Origin of the sequence: Conyzicola nivalis, from assembly GCF_040548875.1 — a bacterium.
Classification (GTDB): domain Bacteria; phylum Actinomycetota; class Actinomycetes; order Actinomycetales; family Microbacteriaceae; genus Conyzicola; species Conyzicola nivalis_A.
This window is the reverse complement of the sequence record NZ_JBEPSJ010000001.1, coordinates 938,924-956,186: the sequence shown is the minus strand read 5'-3', so window position 1 is coordinate 956,186 and position 17,263 is coordinate 938,924. Positions and strand designations below refer to the sequence as shown.

General features: G+C 68.0%; 17 protein-coding genes and 4 tRNA genes. 12 read left to right on the top strand and 9 right to left on the bottom strand.

From position 1 onward, the window contains the following. Positions 1–14: 14 nt before the first annotated feature. A complete protein-coding gene (locus ABIE21_RS04680; RefSeq protein ID WP_354023607.1) occupies positions 15–620 on the top strand; it encodes a hypothetical protein in 606 nt (201 codons plus the stop codon). Between the two features lie 42 nt (positions 621–662). Here the strand turns inward: ABIE21_RS04680 and ABIE21_RS04675 are convergent, their stop codons facing one another. Then, positions 663–1,226 (bottom strand): dihydrofolate reductase family protein, encoded by a 564-nt coding sequence (locus ABIE21_RS04675; protein ID WP_354023606.1) that lies wholly within the window; start codon positions 1,224–1,226, stop codon positions 663–665. A gap of 102 nt (positions 1,227–1,328) precedes the next feature. Between ABIE21_RS04675 and ABIE21_RS04670 the strand changes: the two genes are divergently transcribed. Both ABIE21_RS04670 and ABIE21_RS04665 read left to right on the top strand, forming a co-directional pair. Continuing rightward, positions 1,329–1,712, top strand: coding sequence for a MerR family transcriptional regulator (locus tag ABIE21_RS04670; RefSeq protein ID WP_354023605.1), 384 nt, complete (start codon positions 1,329–1,331; stop codon positions 1,710–1,712). Beyond that, positions 1,709–2,686 (top strand): aldo/keto reductase, encoded by a 978-nt coding sequence (locus ABIE21_RS04665; protein ID WP_354023604.1) that lies wholly within the window; start codon positions 1,709–1,711, stop codon positions 2,684–2,686. The genes ABIE21_RS04670 and ABIE21_RS04665 overlap by 4 nt, the downstream gene beginning before the upstream one ends. 102 nt (positions 2,687–2,788) lie before the next feature. Here ABIE21_RS04665 and ABIE21_RS04660 read toward each other — a convergent pair whose 3' ends face one another. The 4 genes from ABIE21_RS04660 to ABIE21_RS04645 form a co-directional block, all read right to left on the bottom strand. Further along, positions 2,789–4,927, bottom strand: a complete 2,139-nt coding sequence (locus ABIE21_RS04660) for a 3-hydroxyacyl-CoA dehydrogenase NAD-binding domain-containing protein (RefSeq protein WP_354023603.1) — start codon at positions 4,925–4,927, stop codon at positions 2,789–2,791. After that, a complete protein-coding gene (locus ABIE21_RS04655) occupies positions 4,927–6,132 on the bottom strand; it encodes a thiolase family protein (protein WP_354023602.1) in 1,206 nt (401 codons plus the stop codon). The genes ABIE21_RS04660 and ABIE21_RS04655 overlap by 1 nt, the downstream gene beginning before the upstream one ends. Positions 6,133–6,205: 73 nt before the next feature. Further along, on the bottom strand, positions 6,206–7,471 hold the full coding sequence (locus ABIE21_RS04650) for an HRDC domain-containing protein (protein WP_436232303.1): 1,266 nt from the start codon (positions 7,469–7,471) through the stop codon (positions 6,206–6,208). Then, positions 7,464–8,060 (bottom strand): DUF3000 domain-containing protein, encoded by a 597-nt coding sequence (locus ABIE21_RS04645; protein ID WP_354023601.1) that lies wholly within the window; start codon positions 8,058–8,060, stop codon positions 7,464–7,466. The genes ABIE21_RS04650 and ABIE21_RS04645 overlap by 8 nt, the downstream gene beginning before the upstream one ends. A 55-nt stretch (positions 8,061–8,115) precedes the next feature. Here ABIE21_RS04645 and ABIE21_RS04640 point away from each other — a divergent pair, with 55 nt between their 5' ends. Then, positions 8,116–9,339, top strand: coding sequence for an alpha/beta hydrolase (locus ABIE21_RS04640; RefSeq protein ID WP_354023600.1), 1,224 nt, complete (start codon positions 8,116–8,118; stop codon positions 9,337–9,339). On the opposite strand, the gene ABIE21_RS04635 is transcribed toward ABIE21_RS04640, so the two are convergent. Together ABIE21_RS04635 and ABIE21_RS04630 are read right to left on the bottom strand one after the other, a co-directional pair. Continuing rightward, positions 9,336–9,773, bottom strand: a complete 438-nt coding sequence (locus ABIE21_RS04635) for a SufE family protein (protein WP_354023599.1) — start codon at positions 9,771–9,773, stop codon at positions 9,336–9,338. The two genes, ABIE21_RS04640 and ABIE21_RS04635, sit on opposite strands and share 4 nt — an antisense overlap. A gap of 9 nt (positions 9,774–9,782) precedes the next feature. Next, a complete protein-coding gene (locus ABIE21_RS04630; RefSeq protein WP_354023598.1) occupies positions 9,783–10,685 on the bottom strand; it encodes a sulfurtransferase in 903 nt (300 codons plus the stop codon). A 137-nt stretch (positions 10,686–10,822) separates the two neighbouring features. On the opposite strand from ABIE21_RS04630, the gene zapE reads away from it, so the two are divergent. From zapE to ABIE21_RS04605, 5 genes are all read left to right on the top strand, one after another. Further along, positions 10,823–11,842, top strand: coding sequence for a cell division protein ZapE (zapE, locus tag ABIE21_RS04625; RefSeq protein WP_354024405.1), 1,020 nt, complete (start codon positions 10,823–10,825; stop codon positions 11,840–11,842). A gap of 186 nt (positions 11,843–12,028) precedes the next feature. Further along, positions 12,029–13,294, top strand: coding sequence for an ammonium transporter (locus ABIE21_RS04620; RefSeq protein ID WP_354023597.1), 1,266 nt, complete (start codon positions 12,029–12,031; stop codon positions 13,292–13,294). A gap of 163 nt (positions 13,295–13,457) precedes the next feature. Continuing rightward, positions 13,458–14,276, top strand: a complete 819-nt coding sequence (locus tag ABIE21_RS04615) for an amino acid ABC transporter substrate-binding protein (RefSeq protein WP_354023596.1) — start codon at positions 13,458–13,460, stop codon at positions 14,274–14,276. Next, entirely contained in the window at positions 14,273–14,941 is a 669-nt protein-coding gene (locus tag ABIE21_RS04610; RefSeq protein ID WP_354023595.1) for an amino acid ABC transporter permease, read from the top strand. Before ABIE21_RS04615 ends, ABIE21_RS04610 begins: the two co-directional genes overlap by 4 nt. Further along, positions 14,928–15,707 (top strand): amino acid ABC transporter ATP-binding protein, encoded by a 780-nt coding sequence (locus tag ABIE21_RS04605; RefSeq protein WP_354023594.1) that lies wholly within the window; start codon positions 14,928–14,930, stop codon positions 15,705–15,707. The genes ABIE21_RS04610 and ABIE21_RS04605 overlap by 14 nt, the downstream gene beginning before the upstream one ends. On the opposite strand, the gene ABIE21_RS04600 is transcribed toward ABIE21_RS04605, so the two are convergent. Both ABIE21_RS04600 and ABIE21_RS04595 read right to left on the bottom strand, forming a co-directional pair. Further along, a complete protein-coding gene (locus tag ABIE21_RS04600) occupies positions 15,691–16,494 on the bottom strand; it encodes an EI24 domain-containing protein (RefSeq protein ID WP_354023593.1) in 804 nt (267 codons plus the stop codon). The two genes, ABIE21_RS04605 and ABIE21_RS04600, sit on opposite strands and share 17 nt — an antisense overlap. A gap of 81 nt (positions 16,495–16,575) precedes the next feature. Then, positions 16,576–16,648, bottom strand: a tRNA-Val gene (locus ABIE21_RS04595). 274 nt (positions 16,649–16,922) lie between these two features. On the opposite strand from ABIE21_RS04595, the gene ABIE21_RS04590 reads away from it, so the two are divergent. From ABIE21_RS04590 to ABIE21_RS04580, 3 genes are all read left to right on the top strand, one after another. After that, positions 16,923–16,994 (top strand) — tRNA-Gly (locus tag ABIE21_RS04590). A 39-nt stretch (positions 16,995–17,033) separates the two neighbouring features. Continuing rightward, positions 17,034–17,104: transfer RNA gene (locus tag ABIE21_RS04585), tRNA-Cys, on the top strand. A gap of 28 nt (positions 17,105–17,132) precedes the next feature. After that, positions 17,133–17,204, top strand: a tRNA-Val gene (locus tag ABIE21_RS04580). The last annotated feature ends 59 nt before the right edge of the window (positions 17,205–17,263 follow it).

Below are 17,263 nucleotides of genomic sequence, written 5' to 3'. Positions count from 1 at the left end.
GCGATGATTCTCAGATGCCTCCCCGCCGTGTCGTCGCCGTTCTCGCTGCCGCGACTGCCCTCATCTCGCTGAGCGGGTGCACCGCCGGTTCTCCTGACGACTCGACGTCGGCAGTCTCGACGGCCCAGGCCGATGTCGCCGGAGAGTGGGTCGTCACCCGCACGGTGGTCTCGAGCAACGACCTGTCGAACCCCGCCCACGTCGTCGGCGCGACCTCCGTGCGATACGTGCTGGTCGAGCGCGAGCAGTGCGACGACGCCCTCTGCGACGGAACCGTCTCGAGCGGGGCCACCCTCGAGGCGCGCGAGTCGACGGACTTCGTGCAGACCGACGGCGGCTTCGACTACGAGTTCTCGGGCGGCCTCGACTGCGTGAACGCGACCACCGGCGCGGTCGTCGCCGTCGACGGGTTCGACTTCGCACAGAAAGCGACCCTCACCGTGGGGGAGACGGCCGACGTCGACGGCACGCCGACGGCATCCACCCTCACCGGCACGATCTCGTACACCGACACGGTCACCGAGGCCGCGCTCGAGACCGGCTGCACCCGCGATCCGCTCGCCGTCGAGGTCGAGTACGCGGTGGCCGCGGTGCGCGCCCCCGCCGCACCGACCCCTTAGCCGCCGTCCGCCCCGCCGCAGTCCGCCCCGCCGCCGCGCCCCTCAGGCGCCGTCCGCACCTTCGGGCCGGGCTACCGTGTAGGCGAGCCCCACCGCGCCGGGATCGAACTGCGTGGTCGACTCCAACGTCAGAACCCCGGTGTGGGAGGTGACGGGCAGCAGGGGAACGCCTCGGCCGAGAACGATCGGCATCACCGTGACCAGCAGCCGGTCGAGCAGGCCCGCGTCGGCGTACTGCGCGGCCACGTCGCCGCCGCCCACGATCCAGACGTCGCGTTCACCGGCGCTCTCGCGCACTCGGGAGTCGAAGTCGGCGACCGACCCGTGCACGAACGAGATGTTCGCCCCGTCGACCGACGGCAGCTCACGTGAGGTGACGACCCATGTCGGCAGATCGGCGTACGGCCACGGTGAGGTGGCGCTCTCGCCGAGCATGAAGTCGTAGGTGGCCGAGCCCATCACGATCGCGCCGACGCCGGCGAGGAACTCGTCGTAGTGCTCCTGGAAGCTCTCGAATCCGAAGCCGAGCAGCCAGTCGATGCCGTTGTCGGCGTCTGCGATGAAACCGTCGAGGCTGCTGGCCACGTAGTAGATATTCTGCGTCATGCCTCGACGATAGCCCCCGGCACCGACGCCGGACGGCACTCCCGCAGCGCCCGAGCGCGGCGCGCTTGACTTAGAGCGCGCTCTAAGTCTTAGCCTGATGCCATGTCGATAACGCAGGACTCGCTCTCCATCTCCGAGGTCGCCGAGGCGACCGGGCTCACGGCCCACACGCTGCGGTACTACGAGCGCGCGGGGCTCATGCTCCACGCGGTCGACCGCGCGTCGTCGCAGCACCGCCGCTATTCCGGCGCGGACGTCGCCTGGGTTGTGTTTCTCACCAGGCTGCGCTCGACCTCCATGCCGATCGCGCGGATGCGCGAATACGTGCAGCTGGTCAGGCTCGGCGACGACACGACCGAGGCCCGCCGCGACCTGCTGCTCGAACACCGCATCACGGTCGCCGCGCAGCTGGAGACGATGACGCAGAGTCTCGCGCACATCGACTACAAGATCGCCAATTACACGATGAAGGTAGACGGATCATGAAGAAGATCACACTGGGCACCGACGGACCGCAGATCGGGCGCATCGGCCTGGGGCTGATGGGGATGAGCGCGTTCTACACGGGCAACAGCACCGACGACGCGGGTTCGATCCGCACCATCCACCGGGCCCTCGAGCTCGGAGTGACGCTGCTCGACACCGCCGAGATCTACGGCCCGTACACGAACGAGGAGCTGCTGGGACGCGCGCTGGCCGGACGCCGTGACGAGGCGGTGATCGCCACCAAGTTCGGCACGATCCTGCACCGCGGCAACGACGAGCGCGGCCTCGACGGCAGCCCCGAGAACGTGCGCCTGTCGATCGAGGGATCGCTGCGCCGGCTCGGAACCGACTACATCGACATCTACTACCAGCACCGCATGGACCCCGGCACCCCCGTCGAGGACACCGTCGGCGCCCTGGCGGAGCTCATCCGGGAGGGCAAGCTGCGTCACTACGGTCTGTCGGAGGCGGCCCCGGCCACCATCCGCCGGGCGCACGCCGTGCACCCCGTCACCGCCCTGCAGACCGAGTACTCGCTCTGGTCGCGCGACCCGGAGGCCGAGATCCTGCCCGTCGTGCGCGAGCTCGGAATCGGCTTCGTGCCGTACTCGCCGCTCGGGCGGGGTTTCCTCACCGGCACGATCCGCTCGGTCGACCAGCTCGACGAGAGCGACTTCCGCCGCCAGAACCCGCGTTTCGAGGGAGAAAACCTGGAAGCGAACATCCGCATCGTGGAACAGGTGGATGCGGTCGCCAACGAGATCGGGGCGAAGCCCGGCCAGGTGGCGCTCGCGTGGCTGCTCGCCCAGGGCGACGACATAGCGCCGATCCCCGGCACCAAGCGTGTCTCGTACCTCGAGGAGAACGTGGCCGCCGACGCCATCGAGCTCAGCCCCGCTCAGCTGGCCACGCTCGACGGACTCAGCGCCCCGGTGGGGGACCGCTACGCCGACATGACGCCGCTGAACCGCTAGAGACCGCTCAGCCGATCGAGCAGGTCGCGCAGCGACCGTATCGAGGCCCGCGAGGGTTTCGATACGGCCGCGGGCGGCCTACTCGACCGGCGGCAAGTCGGACTACGCGTTGCCGCGGATCGGCGGGGTGTGGAACGTGCCCCCGAAGGCGCGCTCCGACGCGCCGACGCGGTCGAGGTACGGGGTCGCACCGCCCATCTGGAACGGGTAGCCCGCCCCGAGGATCAGGCAGAGGTCGATGTCCTCCGCGGCCTCGACGACCTCGTCCTCGAGCATGCGGTGGATCTCGTCGGCCAGGCCGTCTTCGATGCGCAGTCGCAGCTGCTCGGCCGTCATCGGCGTCGTGCCGCCCTTGACGATCTCGAGCGCCTTCTTGTCGACGCCCTTGATCTTGCCCTTGGAGTCGCGCTCGAAGATGTGCCCCAGCTCGGCGAGCCTGTGCAGGTTCGCGCTGTCGAAGAACCGGTCGGGGAACGCGGCGTGATGGGTGTCGAGCACGTGCGCGCCGACCTTGAGGCCCACCAGCTCGAGCAGCTCGAACGGCGTCATCGGCAGGCCGAACGGTTTCGTCGACTGCTCGACGACCTCGAACGGGGTGCCGGTGTCGACGGCGTGCATGGCCTCGCCGAGGACCTTGGCGAGGATGCGGTTGACGACGAAGCCGGGGGTGTCCTTCGTGATGACGGCGTTCTTGCGAAGCTTCGCCGCCGTGACCATGGCGGTCGACAGGGTCTCGTCGTTCGTCTTCGGCGTGTTCACCACCTCGATGAGGGGCATCACGGCCACCGGGTTGAAGAAGTGGAAGCCGACGAGTCGCTCCGGGTTCGCGAGCTTCGCACCGATCTGCTCGACCGAGAGCGAGGAGGTGTTGGTCGCCAGCACCGTCTCGGCCGTCACGTACTTCTCGATCTCGGCGAAGACGTCCTGCTTGGCCGCGAGTTCTTCGAAGATCGCCTCGATCACCCAGTCGCAGTCGGCGAAGTCGGCCTTGTCGGTCGTTCCCGTGACGAGCGCCTTGAGCCGGTTCGACTCGTCCCGCGAGATGCGGCCCTTGCCGAGCAGCGCGTCGATCTCGGCGCGGATGCCGGCGACTCCCTTGTCGACGCGACCCTGGTCGAGGTCGGTGATGACGACCGGCACCTGGAGCCGACGCACGAACAACAGCGCGAACTGGCTGGCCATGAGCCCGGCACCGATGATTCCGACCTTCGTCACTTTGCGCGCGATGGCCTTGTCCGGCGCTCCTGCCGGCCGTTTCGCCCGCTTCTGCACGAGGTTGAACGCGTAGATGCTGGCGCGGAACTGGTCGCCGGCGACGAGGTCGGCGAGAGCGTCGTCTTCGGCGACGAAGCCTGCGTGTTTGTCGGTCTTCGCCGCGGCCCGGAGCAGCTCGAGGGCGCGGTACGGCGAGTCGGCGACCCGGCCGATGCGGCTCGTGAGCATCTTCTCGGCCATGTCGATGGCGATGGGCCACTTCACCGTGCGTTCGATCTTGCCCGGCTGGTTGGGGCGCTTGACCTTGATCGAGCCGGCGATGACGCCGTCGGCCCAGCGGATCGAGTCTTCGAGGAACGTCGCGGGGTTGAAGATCGCGTCGGCCATACCGAGGTCGAAGGCCTCCTGGCCCTTGAGCATCCGGTTGTTCTTCAGCGGGTTCTCGATGACGACCTTGAGCGCGTTCTCGATGCCGATCAGGTTCGGCAGCAGCCAGGAGCCGCCCCAGCCGGGGATCATGCCGAGGAAGACCTCGGGAAGCGCGAGCGCGGGCACCGAACGGTCGATCGTGCGGTAGTCGGCGTTGAGGGGAATCTCGACGCCCCCGCCGAGCGCGAGCCCGTTGATGAACACGAACGAGGGCACCCCGAGCTCGCTCAGCTTGCCGAGGGACCAGTGCCCGAGCTGTGCGAGCTGCTTCGCGATGGCGCGGCTCGGAACGTCGCTGACCTTCGACAGGTCGGCACCGGCGGCGAAGATGAACGGCTTGCCGGTGACGGCGAGGCCGGCGATCTCGCCACGAGCGGCCCGGGCCTTCTGCTCGTCGAGCACAGCGGCGAACTCGAGCAGAGTCACCGGCCCGAGCGTGTTCGGGCGGGTGTGGTCGCGACCGTTGTCGAGCGTGACGAGGGCCAGGGTCTTGCCGCCGGAGATGGGCACGTCGCGCACGAAGGAGTGCGTGACGACCTCGTCGCTCGAGAACGATGCGAGCTCGTCGAAGTCGCTCGCGGTGAAGTCGTAAGCCATTACTTCTTGCCCTTCTTACCCGTGTAGTGCGGGTTCTCCCAGATGACCGAACCGCCCTGGCCGAGGCCCACGCACATGGCGGTGAGGCCGTACTGCACGTCGGGACGCTCGGCGAACTGTGCGGCGAGCTGAATCATGAGGCGGACTCCGGATGACGCGAGGGGATGACCGATCGCGATCGCGCCACCCCACTGGTTCACGCGCGGATCTTCATCGTCGATGCCGAAGTGGTCGAGCAGCGACAGCACCTGCACGGCGAACGCCTCGTTCAGTTCGAAGAGCCCGATGTCGTCGATGGTCAGGCCGGCCTTGCGCAGCGCCTTCTCGGTCGACGGGACGGGGCCGATGCCCATGATCTCCGGCTCGACACCGGCGAACGCGAAGCTCACCATGCGCATCTTCGTAGTGAGACCCAGCTCCTTGGCCGCGTCGGCGCTGGCGAGAATGCTCGCGGTTGCGCCGTCGTTGAGCCCGGAGGAGTTGCCGGCCGTGACGCGGCCGTGCGGACGGAACGGCGTCTTGAGGGCGGCGAGCCCCTCCATGGTGGTCTCGGGGCGCAGGGCCTCGTCGCGGGTGGCGAGCCCCCAGCCGGTCTCGTTGCGCGTGGCGACGGGGATCAGGTCGGGCTGCAGCTTGCCGTTCTCGTAGGCGGCGTAGGCCTTCTGCTGACTGCGCATGGCGTAGCGGTCAGACCGCTCCTTGGTGAGCTGCGGGAACCGGTCGTGGATGCGTTCGGCGGTGTTGCCCATGTTCAGCGCGTCTGCGCTCACGAGCTTCTCCGACATAAACCGCGGGTTCGGGTCGGCGTCGAAGCCCATCGGGTGGCGGCCCATGTGCTCCACGCCGCCGGCGATGCCCACGTCGTAGGCGCCGAACGCGATCGCTCCGGCGATCGTCGTGACGGAGGTCATAGCGCCGGCGCACATACGGTCGATCGCGTAGCCGGGAACCGACTTCGGCAGGCCGGCCAGCAGGGCGGCCGTACGTCCGAGGGTGAGGCCCTGATCGCCGGTCTGCGTCGTCGCGGCGATCGCGACGTCGTCGACGCGTTCCGGGGGAAGACTGGCGTTTCTCTCCATGAGTCCGATCATGGCTTTCACCACGAGGTCGTCTGCACGGGTCTGCCAGTACATTCCCTTTTCGCCTGCTCGACCGAACGGGGTACGGACCCCGTCGACGAACACGACTTCAGTTCTCTCGGCCACTTTGCCTCCAACACTTGAGCGTGTTGTCGATACTACGGTGGCCGTTTTTAGCCGGAGAATCCGTTGATTGTTTCTACGAAGCGGGTTCGTCGCCCTGCACGGTTGTTTGGCTGGCTTCGACAAAGGCATCCACGATCTTCTGTGCGGTTGCGTCAACCTGCCACGGCCGTGCGCCGTACTCGGCGAGGGCTCTCGCGACGGTGTCGAGGGCGAGCGGCTCGGGCGGCGCCCAGGCCAACCGGCGCAGGGAATCCGGGGTGAGCAGGTTCTCGAGCGGGATGTGGAAGAACTCGCTGAGCTCGGTCAATGCGGCTCTCGCGGCCTTGAGGCGCTTGTCGGCCTCCGGGTTGCGGTCACTCCAGATACGGGGCGCGGGAATGGACTCGCCGGGGGCACGCGCGGCCGGAAGGTCGGTCGTCGCCATGCCGCGTTCGATCGCCGCCCACCAGCGGTCGAGCTGCGAGCGGCTTGCCCGGCCCGTGAACTCTTTGATGGCGGAGAGGTCTTTCTTGCTCGCGGGAAGTGCCTTGGCCGCGGCGGTCAGGGCCGCATCCGGAACCAGACGACCGGGCGCGGTGTCGATCTCGCGGGCGTAGTCGTCGCGGGCCTCCCAGAGTTCGCGGGCGACGGCGAGACCGCGCTGGCCGCGGATCGACGCGAGACCGCTGAGGCGTCGCCATGGCTCGACCCGCACGATAGTGAAGTCGCGCAGCGCGACGGAGGCGAACTCCTGGTCGGCGATGAAGGTCTTGCCGTCGGCCTCGAGCAGTTCGCCCATTTTCTCGCGCAGGTCGACGAGCAGCTCGACGTCGAGTGCGGCGTAGACGAGCCAGGCCTGGGGGAGCGGGCGGGTCGACCAGTCGGCCGCCGAGTGCTCTTTGGCTAGGTGGATGCCGAGGAGTTCCTCGACCACCGTGCCCAGACCGACCCGCGGCAGGCCGGCCAGTCGGGCGGCGAGCTCGGTGTCGTAGATACGGGTGGGGTTCAGGCCGATCTCGCGCAGGCAGGTGAGGTCTTGGCTGGCGGCGTGGAGGATCCACTCCTCGTCTTTGATCGCGTCGTTGAGCTCGGAGAAGTCGCCGATGGGCGGGGGATCGAAGAGGAAGGTGCCCGCGCCGCGGCGGTAGATCTGGATGAGGTAGGCGCGCTGCGAGTAGCGGTAGCCGCTGGCGCGCTCCGCGTCGATGGCGATGGGGCCGTGGCCGGCGGCGATCGCGTCGACTGCGGCGAGGTACTCCTCGCGGGTCGCGATGACGTGCACGATCGTGTGCGGCGCCTGTACGGCGGCCTCTGTCGATTCCGGCGTGGGCGGGGCGGCGTTGTGGGTGTCGCTACTCACGCGACGCTCGACGAGTTGACAACACGCTCACTCCTTCGGCTGTCGGCGGGAAACCGGCCAGCATGCACAATAGTTCGCTCCAGCCTTCCACATGTGACGTCACATCGTGGTCGAGGGGCGTCCACGACGCCCGGAGCTCGATCTGGGCGCCCTCGCCCTGTTCGGCGAGTTCGCCGAATCCCGTGCTGAGGATGCGGGTCGCGGTGCCGGAAGCCGAGTCGTAGCGAGCGCCTCGGGAGTCCAAGGCGTCGACGAGCCACGACCAGGTCACACTCGCGAGAAACGGGTCGAGGCCGATGTCGGTCTCGAGCGGGGCCTGCGCGAAGCAGACCACCCGGAACTCTCCGCCCCAGGCCTCGGGAGCGGAGGGGTCGTAGAGCAGCACGAAGCGTCCGGTTCCGTAGTCGGAGTCGGTGGCGTGATGCGCGGGACGCACGTCGGCCGCGAGGGCGATGGACCAGGGGGCGAGGCCTGCGGGCGCGGGGATCTCGGTGACGACGAGTTCGGCGCGCGTCTGCGCGCGTCGTACTGCGTCGAGGGCTGCCGCGAAGGGCGCCGGGACCGGTGTTCCTGAGAGTGTGTCGGGCACCCCTGAAGACTAGGCTTTGTTGGTATTTTTAGGATTGAGGCACGCCGCCGCCGCGGTGAGCAAACGACAGGAGCTTTCCATCGCCACGTCACAGCAGCCCGACTCGATCGCCGGTCGTATCGTGGGGGCAGCCGCGATGGGGGTCGTCGGCGCTGCCGCGCTCGCCTCTCTGGCCGCCGCCGCGCTGACGGTGCGGGTCGCGCGCAAGGTCGTCACCCCGCCGACAGCGCGCGAGGAGGACATCACGGTGATCGCCGTCGCCGAGTCGACCATCGCCCTCACCGCGACCAAGGACTCGCTCCTGCCCGGCCGCTACGGACTGTGGTTCGACCAGGGCGACGGATACGCCCGCGTCGGCGACATCCTCTCGGCCACGGCGACCGTGGTCACCCGCGAACTCCTCTCGGTGGAGTTCGGGGTGCTCGGGGCCGGCGCCAAGGCGCGGCTCACCGGCTGGTTCTATCTCACTCCCGGCGAGCTCGGCTACCCGTTCGAGAACGTCGAGGTGAAGACGGAGCTGGGGACCGCCCTCGCCTGGCTCATCCCGGCCGACGACCCCGGCGAGAACTGGGTCATCTCCGTGCACGGTCGTGCCGCGAGCCGCATCGAGACGCTGCGGGCCGTGCCGGTCTTCCGCGAGGCGGGCTACACGTCGTTGCTGGTCTCGTACCGCAACGACGTGGACGCCCCGCGGAGCGCCGACGGCCGGTACTCGCTCGGCGACTCCGAATGGAAGGACGTCGACGCGGCGATCGGCTACGCGATCGCGGCCGGTGCCCGCAGGATCGTGCTGATGGGATGGTCGATGGGCGGCGCGATCGTGCTGCAGGCAGCGACCCGTTCCGCGAACGCCCGATACATCAGTGGGATCGTGCTCGACTCGCCCGTGATCGACTGGGCGAGTGTGCTGGGCTTCCAGGGTTCCGAGATGCGGCTGCCGGCCGCGGCGAGCAGGGCGGTGCTCGCTGTCATCGGGAACACCTGGGGAAAGAGGCTCACCGGCCAGTCGGAGTCGATCAACCTGTCCCGGCTCGACTTCGTCGCCCGTGCCGACGAGCTGGTCTGGCCGGTGCTGCTGATGCACAGCGACGACGACGGCTACGTACCATCCACCTCGTCGCACGCCCTCGCCGAGGCGCGGCCCGACATCGTGACCTTCGACGCCTTCAGCGTTGCCCGGCACACCAAGCTGTGGAACTACGACGCCGCCCGGTGGACCGTCGACATCGCTGCGTGGCTCGCCGTCCTGCCCCGTCCGGCCGCCGCGGCGAAAGGCTAGGCCGCGACTCGGTCCCGGATCTGACGCTTGATTCGGCCGAGCATCGCCGTCATGCCGCGGATGCGCAGCGGGCTGACGGCCTCGGTGAGCCCGAGGTCGGAGGGGTAGTCGTCGGGGACGGCCAGCACCTGCTCGACAGTGAGGCCCGCGAGCCCCTGCACGAGGATCGACGCGAAGCCCCGCGTCGTCGGCGACTCCGGCGGTGCGGTGGCGTAGAGGGTCACCAGGCGGTCACCGTCGACGTCGACGAAGATGAACACGGGCGACTGGCACTCCTCGACGCGCTCGAGCAGGTCGGGATGCTCCGCATAGTGTGCGGGTAACGCCGGCAGCTCGTTGGAGAACTCGAGGAGCAGCTGTAGGCGGTCTTTGAGGCCGAGCTCGCGGAAGTCGGTCTTGATCTCTTCGAGCGCCTCGGGAAGCGTGTCGTTCATCCGTTAAATCTACCGCGCCACGGGAACGGCGCCCGGCTCAGAGCCCTTCGCGATCGGCACGCGGACGGCGCTGCCCCACTCGGTCCAGGAGCCGTCGTAGTTGCGTACGCCCTCGAAACCGAGAAGGTGGGTGAGCACGAACCAGGTGTGGCTCGATCGTTCGCCGATCCGGCAGTACGCGATCACGCTGTCACCGTCGGCGAGACCGGCGCCGTCGCGGTACAGGGCGTTGAGCTCGCCGACGGGGCGGAACGTGCCGTCCTCGGCGGCCGCCTTTCCCCACGGCACGTTCTGAGCGCTCGGGATGTGGCCGGCGCGAAGCGCGCCCTCCTCCGGGTACGCGGGGGCGGTGGTGCGGTCGCCGCTGAACTCCTCGGGGGAACGCACGTCGATGAGGGGGTTGCCGAAGTGGGCGAGCACGTCGTCCTTGAACGCGCGGATGGGTGCGTCGTCGCGCTCCACTACGGGGTAGTCCACCGTCTCGGCGGACTCCGGCGCGGTCGTGAACGGGCGGCCGTCGGCCTCCCACTTGGCGCGGCCGCCGTCAAGCAGCCGCACATCGCTGTGCCCGAAGAGGGTGAACACCCACAGCGTGTAGGCCGCCCACCAGTTGTTCTTGTCGCCGTACAGCACGACCGTGGTGTCGCGGGTGATGCCCTTCGACCCCAGCAGTGCGGCGAATGCTGCGCCGTCGATGTAGTCGCGTTCCACGGGATCGTTGAGGTCGGTGTGCCAGTCGATCTTGACCGCGCCCTCGATGTGGCCTGTCTCGTACAGCAGCACGTCTTCGTCGGACTCGACGATCACCACGCCCGGCGTGTGCAGGTGGGCCTCGACCCAGTCGCCGCTGACGAGCCGCTCGGGGTGCGCGTATTCGGCGAACTGGGGTGCTGTGTCGATCTCGACGGCCATGTGGTGCCTCCTGTGGTGGTGCCCGGTGCAGTGTGGTGGGCGGTCTAGGCTGGAAAAGCCAGAGCCCCTCCATGACGATACGCAATCGGGTCGGGGGACGTCTGGTCTCTGTAAGACTTCGAAACGCAAGGGCGGCACTGTTGAGCGACGCGACCCGTAACCACGAGCACCTCGCCGACCGGCAGCCGACCCTCACCGGCGAGCAGATGGTGGACCACCTCGTGCCGCCGCGTCAGTTCGCCACAGCGACGGTGGAGAGCTACCGTCCCGACCTCGACTACCCGTCTCAGGCAGACGCCGTCTCGGCCGTGCTCGCGTTCGAGTCGGCGTGGCAGCCGGGCGGGCTGTTCTCCCGCCGCCGCAACAAGGACGTGCTGCCAGGGCTGTACCTCGACGGAGGATTCGGCGTCGGCAAGACCCATCTGCTCGCGGCGCTCTGGCGCGCCGCGCCCGGACGCAAGTACTTCGGCACGTTCATCGAGTACACGGCGCTCGTCGGGGCCCTCGGCTTCGCGGGAGCGGTGAAGGTGCTGAAGGGCGCCTCGGTCATCTGCATCGACGAGTTCGAGCTCGACGACCCGGGGGACACGCGGATCATGAGCCGCCTGCTCGGCGAGCTCGTGGCATCCGGCACCCGCATCGCCGCCACCTCGAACACGCCGCCCAACGCCCTCGGCGAGGGACGGTTCGCCGCCCAGGACTTCCTCCGCGAGATCGACGCACTGTCGGCGCAGTTCACCACCATCCGCATCGACGGCCTCGACTACCGTCGGCGCGACGTCGAGGGGCATGCCGTTACCCTCGGCGACGACGAGCTCGCCGCCGCGGTCGCCAGCTACCGCGGCCACCTCACGGTGGACCGCTTCGACGACGTCCTGGCACACCTCGCCAAGGTGCACCCCTCCCGCTACGTGAAGCTGCTCGACGGTCTCGACGCCGTGGCTATCACCGACGTCCACGTGCTCACCAGCCAGACCGACGCGCTCAGGCTCGTCGCCTTCGTCGACCGCCTCTACGACGCGCAGGTCCCCGTGCTCGCGAGCGGGGTGCCGTTCGATCAGGTGTTCGCCGCCGACATGCTCGCCGGCGGCTACCGCAAGAAGTACCTGCGTGCCGTCTCCCGCCTCATCGCCCTGACCTCCGGCGAGGGGATGTAGGCGATTCCCTAGCGCGGCGAAACACGATGTTTACACGCCGCCCGGTCGCGTAACACGACCGAAACACGGTTACACAGCGGCTGAAACGTGTCGCCTCCAAACTTGCTGCGTACCCGGGGAACCCGAGCCATGCGTCAGCGGCCCTCCTTGCGGTGCATCCCTTGCAATCGTTAGAGAGGTATGACAATGGATCAGGGCAACACCGCCTTCATTCTCATCTGTGCGGCTCTCGTCCTGCTGATGACTCCCGGTCTCGCGTTCTTCTACGGAGGACTCGTCAAGGCCAAGAGCGTGATCAGCATGATGATGATGAGCTTCGGAGCCATGGGGCTCATCGGAGTCCTCTGGGTTCTGTACGGCTACGCAATCGCGTTCCCCGCAGCAGAGGGAACGGTCGCCCCGTGGGCGGTCGACCCCGGAGCCTTCGGCCTCACCAACCTCCTCGAGACGCCAGAGGGCGCGGCCTACCCGCCGCTCGCCTTCGCCGCCTTCCAGGCCACCTTCGCGATCATCACCGTCGCGCTGGTATCCGGCGCCATCGCCGACCGCGCCAAGTTCGGCGCCTGGATGGTCTTCGCCGCGATCTGGGCCACCGTCGTGTACTTCCCGGTCGCGAGCTGGGTGTTCAACTTCGGACTCGCCGACGACGGCAGCTTCGCCTACGGCGGATGGCTGACCAAGGGTCTGCAGGACGTCTTCGGAGTCGGCACCATCGACTTCGCCGGCGGAACCGCGGTGCACATCAACGCCGGTGCTGCGGCCCTCGCCCTGGCACTCGTGCTCGGAAAGCGCGTCGGCTTCGCCAAGGGCGTCAGCGTTCCCCACAACCCGCCGTTCGTACTGCTCGGCGCCGGCCTCCTCTGGTTCGGCTGGTTCGGCTTCAACGCCGGCTCCGAGCTCGCAGCCGACGGCACCGCCGCTCTCGCGTTCGTCAACACGATCGCCGCCCCTGCGGCCGCGCTGCTCGCCTGGTTGCTGGTCGAGAAGCTCAAGGACGGCAAGCCCACGTCGGTGGGCGCCGCCTCCGGTGCGGTGGCCGGTCTGGTCGCCATCACCCCCGCGTGCGGATCGCTGTCGCCGTTCTGGGCGATCGTGCTCGGACTCGTCGCCGGTGCTGTCTGCGCCCTCGCGATCGATCTGAAGTTCAAGCTCGGCTTCGACGACTCGCTCGACGTCGTGGGCATCCACCTCATCGGCGGCCTCATCGGCACCCTCTACCTGGGCATCTTCGCCAACGGTACCGGCCTCATCTACAGCGGTTCGGGCACGCAGCTCCTGGTGCAGGCGATCGCCGCCTTCTCCGTGCTGATCTACTCGTTCGTACTCGCGTTCGTGATCGGATACGTCATCGAGAAGACGATGGGCTTCCGAGTCAAGAACGAAGACGAGATCGCCGGCATCGACACCGTGGTCCACGGTGAAGAGGGCTACGTGCTCGTCGACTCGAAGTAACTCATCACCCACAGCACCCGGAAGGGGTGCCGCTTCCACGGAAGCGGCACCCCTTTCGCCGTATCCGGGGCTGACACTCCTGGCGCGCAACACGGAGTCACGAATTCGCCCCGGGCGCATCCGAAACGTATCGTGGCCGTACCCATTCACCGAAGGAATCGCCATGAACAGCACCCGCCTCGCACTCGTCGGAATCGTCGCCGTCGCCACGATCGCCCTGACCGGCTGCCAGTCAGCCTCGGCACCGGACTCGCAGGGCTCGGCCGGCGCTGACTCGAGCCTCAGCGACGTGCAGGACGCGGGTGTGCTCACTATCGGCACGGAGGGCACCTACCGCCCCTTCACCTTCCACGACGCCTCGGGCGATCTGACCGGATTCGACGTGGAGATCGCGACCGCCGTCGCGGAGAAGCTCGGGGTGGAGCCGGAGTTCCAGGAGACCCAGTGGGACGCGATCTTCGCGGGCCTCGACGCCGGCCGGTTCGACATCATCGCCAACCAGGTGTCGATCACCGACGAACGCGAGGAGAAGTACGAGCTCTCCGAGCCGTACACCGTGAGCCCGGGTGTGGTCATCGTGGCCAGCGACAACACCGACATCGACTCGCTCGAGAGCCTCGAGGGCAAGACGACGGCGCAGTCGCTGTCGAGCAACTGGTACGAGCTGGCCCAGCAGAACGGCGCCAAGGTCGAAGCCGTCGAGGGCTGGGCACAGGCCGTGGCATTGCTCGAACAGGGGCGCGTCGACGCGACCCTCAACGACAAGCTGACGTTCCTCGACTACACGACGACGGAGGCCGGCGCCGGGGAGACCCTCAAGGTCGCGGCCGAGACGGATGACCCGTCCCGTAACGCCTTCGTGGTCAAGAAGGGCCAGACCGCTCTCATCGACGCGGTCAACGACGCCCTCGTCGAGCTGCGCGCCGACGGCACGCTCGCCGAGATCTCGGAGAAGTACTTCGGGGAAGACGTCACCGAGTGACCGAATCCCAGTGGGCCCTGCTCTGGAGCTCGCTCGGCCCCATCCTGTCGGGAGCGATCACCGGCACGATACCGCTCGCCCTCATGAGTTTCGTGCTCGGGCTGGCCATCGCCCTCGGCGTCGCGCTCGCACGCCTCTCGCGGGTGCGCGTGGTCTCGGGGGCGGCGCGGGTGTACATCTCGATCATCCGCGGAACCCCGCTGCTGGTGCAGCTGTTCGTTATCTTCTACGGGCTGCCGTCGCTCGGGGTGCTCATCGACCCGTGGCCGAGCGCGATCATCGCCTTCGCCCTCAACGTCGGCGGGTACGCGGCGGAGGTCATCCGGGCCGCGATCCTCAGCGTGCCGGTCGGGCAGTGGGAGGCCGGGCACACCATCGGGATGTCCCGGCGGCAGACCCTGCGCCGCATCATCCTGCCCCAGGCCGCCCGCGTCTCCGTGCCGCCCCTGTCGAACACGTTCATCAGCCTCGTCAAGGACACCTCGCTCGCCTCGCTCATCCTCGTCACCGAGCTGTTCCGCCGGGCGCAGGAGATCGCGACCTTCAGCAACGAGTTCATGCTGCTCTATCTCGAGGCGGCCCTCATCTACTGGCTCATCTGCCTCGCGCTGTCGAGCGGCCAGAATGTTCTCGAGAAGAGATTGGACCGCTATGTCGCCCACTGACCCGAATGCCGCCCCGGTGATCGCCGTGCGTGGCCTGCACAAGTCGTTCGGCGACAACGAGGTTCTCAAAGGCATCGACTTCGAGGTGCGCCGCGGCGAGGTCGTCGCGCTCATCGGTCCGTCGGGCTCGGGCAAGACCACGGTGCTGCGCAGCCTCAACAGCCTCTCGGTTCCCGACGGGGGCACCGTCACCTTCGCGAGCGGGCTGGAGATCGACTTCTCCACCAAGGTCTCGAAGCGCGACCTCCTCGCCCTGCGCGACTGCTCGGCCATGGTCTTCCAGCACAACAACCTGTTTCCGCACAAGACCGTGCTCGAGAACGTCATCGAGGGTCCCGTGCAGGTGCAGAAGGTGCCGGTGGCCGTCGCGAAGGCCGACGCCGAACGCCTGCTCGACCGGGTGGGCCTGCTCGAGAAGCGCGACGACTACCCCTTCGAACTCTCAGGCGGGCAGCAGCAGCGGGTCGGCATCGTGCGGGCGCTGGCACTCAAACCCGACCTGCTCCTCTTCGACGAGCCGACGTCGGCGCTCGACCCCGAACTCGTCGGCGACGTGCTCGCGGTGATCAAGGAGCTCGCCGACGAGGGCTGGACGATGGTCATCGTCACCCACGAGCTGGCCTTCGCACGACAGGTGGCGACCCAGGTCGTCTTCATGGACGGCGGCGTCGTCGTCGAACGCGGCGCCCCGGCTCAGATCCTCGTGGCGCCGACGCAGGAGCGCACGAAGCAGTTCCTGCACCGCATCCTCAACCCGCTGGGCTGACGGCCGGCGCCTGCTGCGGGGCCGCCACCGCCCGGCGGGCGAGCATGGTGCCTCCCGCGACCGCCGCGGGCATCACGATCACCGCGGCGAACGGGATGAAGAACACGAGGTAGGTGGCGACGCCGAGCCCCAGCGTGGTGGCACGGTCGGCCGACAGCGTGCGGCGCTTGGCGGTGCCGGTGTAGCCACGCGCCTCGAAGGAGAACGCGGTGAGCTCGAGCGCCAGGAACCAGCCGCCGGCCAGCGCGGCGAAGACCGGGACGAGCGTCTGGCCGACGAGCGGGATGAAGCCGAAGAACAGCAGTAGGACGGCGACGCCGAGAGTGGTGAGCAGGATACGGACGCTGTCGAGGATGCCACGGCCCACGCCGCGCCAGAACGGCAGTTCGACGGGGGAGTCGATGCCGCCCAGCCGCGCCTCCACCTTGCGTGAGATGCGCTCGTAGAACGGGCTGCCGACCGCCAGGGTCACCGTGGTGAAGGTGTACACGAAGACGAGCAGCGCCGCGGCGAGCATCGCGAGCGTCGCGGCGGCCCGCACGGTGGTGCGCGCGCCCTCGTCCCATTCGTCGGCGAACGGCGTCACCGCCTCCGCGATGCCGTCGAGGTGGCTGGCCAGCAGCACGACGCCGCCGATGTACACGGCGGTGACGATGAGGGCGGGCACCGCGCCGAGCAGCATGATGCGCGGGTCGGTGATCCACATCCTGAGCCCCGCGCCGAGCAGCCGCACGCCCCCGAGGAATCTCACGGGAAACCGGGACCGTCTCATTGCGGGCTGTGTCATCCGCCAATCGTAAATGAGCGGGAGTCGCCGGCGAATGCGAAAGGCCCGAGATCGTGATGATCTCGGGCCTTCGACTGAGGGTGGGCGATACCGGACTCGAACCGATGACCTCTTCGGTGTGAACGAAGCGCGCTACCAACTGCGCCAATCGCCCTCAGTGTCCCGCGTTCTCACGCTGGCAGACAATCGATCATATCGGAGATTCGAGGGGGCGAAAGCGCACTCGTGCGTACCGCTCCACCCCTAGCGCACCGTCGGCGAAATCACGGGATTGAGGCCCTGAGAACTTTATTTCGTTGGATTTCGCCCGCAATTCGCCCGCAAATCGGGAGAACCGCGCCATAATCGCTGCACGTACGCGTGTCGTGGATTCGCCCTCGTCGAATCTATTGGTTATAGTTTCAAAGCACGCAGAAATGCGCGCAAATGCGGATGTGGCGCAGTGGTAGCGCACAACCTTGCCAAGGTTGGGGTCGCGAGTTCGAATCTCGTCATCCGCTCGAGTGGGAGCAGTCGGTCCGCCGGAGGCTTCCGCCTCTGGTGGAGTGGCCGAGAGGCTAGGCAGCGGCCTGCAAAGCCGTCTACACGGGTTCGAATCCCGTCTTCACCTCGTAAGATGAATGTGCAGTACACAGTTTGAGCGATTGGCGCAGCGGTAGCGCGCTTCCCTGACACGGAAGAGGTCGCTGGTTCGATCCCAGTATCGCTCACAGATAAGCCCCCGGTTCGCCGGGGGCTTTTTCTTTGCCCTCTTCGACCGGCGTCTAGC